This is a genomic window from Sulfitobacter sp., from assembly GCF_041552635.1.
In the GTDB taxonomy this organism is placed as follows: Bacteria; Pseudomonadota; Alphaproteobacteria; order Rhodobacterales; family Rhodobacteraceae; genus Sulfitobacter.
The window spans coordinates 1-1,354 of sequence record NZ_JBFEKM010000370.1; the positions used below are offsets into that span (position 1 = coordinate 1).

At 60.0% G+C, this 1,354-nt stretch carries 3 protein-coding genes; all 3 read left to right on the forward strand.

From position 1 onward, the window contains the following. The coding region (locus ABYT07_RS21150) for a hypothetical protein (protein WP_372993959.1) at positions 1–318 on the forward strand (318 nt) is incomplete at its 5' end. Further along, positions 315–590 carry a hypothetical protein gene (locus tag ABYT07_RS21155; protein ID WP_372993960.1) on the forward strand — a complete coding sequence of 92 codons (276 nt, stop codon included), beginning with the start codon at positions 315–317 and terminating at the stop codon, positions 588–590. The genes ABYT07_RS21150 and ABYT07_RS21155, both read left to right, overlap by 4 nt. After that, complete coding sequence (locus ABYT07_RS21160) at positions 587–1,243, forward strand: hypothetical protein (RefSeq protein ID WP_372993961.1); 657 nt, start codon at positions 587–589, stop codon at positions 1,241–1,243. The genes ABYT07_RS21155 and ABYT07_RS21160 overlap by 4 nt, the downstream gene beginning before the upstream one ends. Positions 1,244–1,354 lie beyond the last annotated feature (111 nt).

The window sequence follows — 1,354 nt, forward strand, 5'->3', positions numbered from 1 at the left end:
GCCGATGCGATATCCGCACAGATTGTCGACAAGCTGAATAAAGCGCGCAATGCTGCTGCCACCTTGAACGACCGTCTGACCAAGCTTTTGCACAGCCTGCCTGCCGACACGCCCGCCCCCTTGCGCGATCCGGTCAAAGCCGAAATCGACACCATGGCGTTGACCCTGACAGCAATCCCCACCCTCGCGACCGAGGTCGAAGACATCGAGGGGCGCATGGACGCGCTGAACACAGCCACCGAAACCGTGGTCGAAAAACTACGCGTCGCCGGAGAAGCCGAGCTGGGCCTGATCGCCTCCCCCCCGGCCGCGCCTTGAGCACCACCCAGACTCCGGTTTTCACCAAGCGGGTCTCCGATGCGCTTGAGCGTGTAAAAACCGATCTTGCCCCGGCAGAGGCCTTGATTTCCGACCTTGCCGCGCTTGGCCGCGATTTGGCGAAACTGTCCACCGCCTTGGCCGCCGCCGAAAAACGTATCAATGCCGTCGCACGCCCCGACGACGCCAGTTTGTTCACTAAAGAAAAATCCCGGCTTGATGCCCTTGAACAGAAGGCACGCAGTGCTTTGGAAGAGGTGATCGCCCTATGACCCTCAAAAATTTGGACACCAAGATCAGAGCCTTCGTGGACGGGGCCAGCGCCTCTGGCAAGACCGTTGCCGACCGCGCCGATCTTGCCAGCAAGCTGGATGCGCCCGGCGATCTTTTGATCATTATCGACGCCCTTCCCGATCCCGAAACCTTTGTTGCGATGGCCAGCGCGATGCCCGACATCCCACCGCTCAGCGACGTGCTCAGGGCCTTTTTACCCGACGCGGCGGATTTTGCGGAATTTGTGACCACGACCCCGGATGGCAATCTTGATGTGCTGGCCGCTTTGGCCGCCGATGGCTGTGACCCCGCGCCCGACAAACTCAAGCTCCTTGCCACCGAATTTGCGGGGACGCCCCAGCTTAAGGAAATGCTCGATGAAGGCGGGCCGGGCAACCACCCCGCTGCTATGGCCGCAATGGTGGGGGCCATGGATGTTGGCGCATTCAAAAATGTCTGCGATAAATTTGACAGCGATATCAATCGCATGACGGCCCTGATGGGGGCATTCAGATCCCACGACACGGGGATCAGCGACGCCAATCTTGTCAAAAAGCTCAAATATCCTTTCCTTGATCAGATTGAGACCCTGAATGTTGCCGCGAAAGCGCCGACAGTTGGAGGGGGCTGCTGGGAACGCCAACACCCGTAACGCGATAAAAGACCGCCTTGCCCCCTGCCCGAAGCCGTCGCCAGGCAGCTTGCCGCTGCCATGCCTGCCGATCAGGCCGCTGATCTGTTCATTGCGGGCATCGCTTACGCC

What these genes read in the sequence shown, in the direction of transcription:
- ABYT07_RS21160 (WP_372993961.1), top strand. Translation starts at nt 587, where the DNA reads ATGACCCTCAAAAATTTGGACACCAAGATCAGAGCCTTCGTGGACGGG.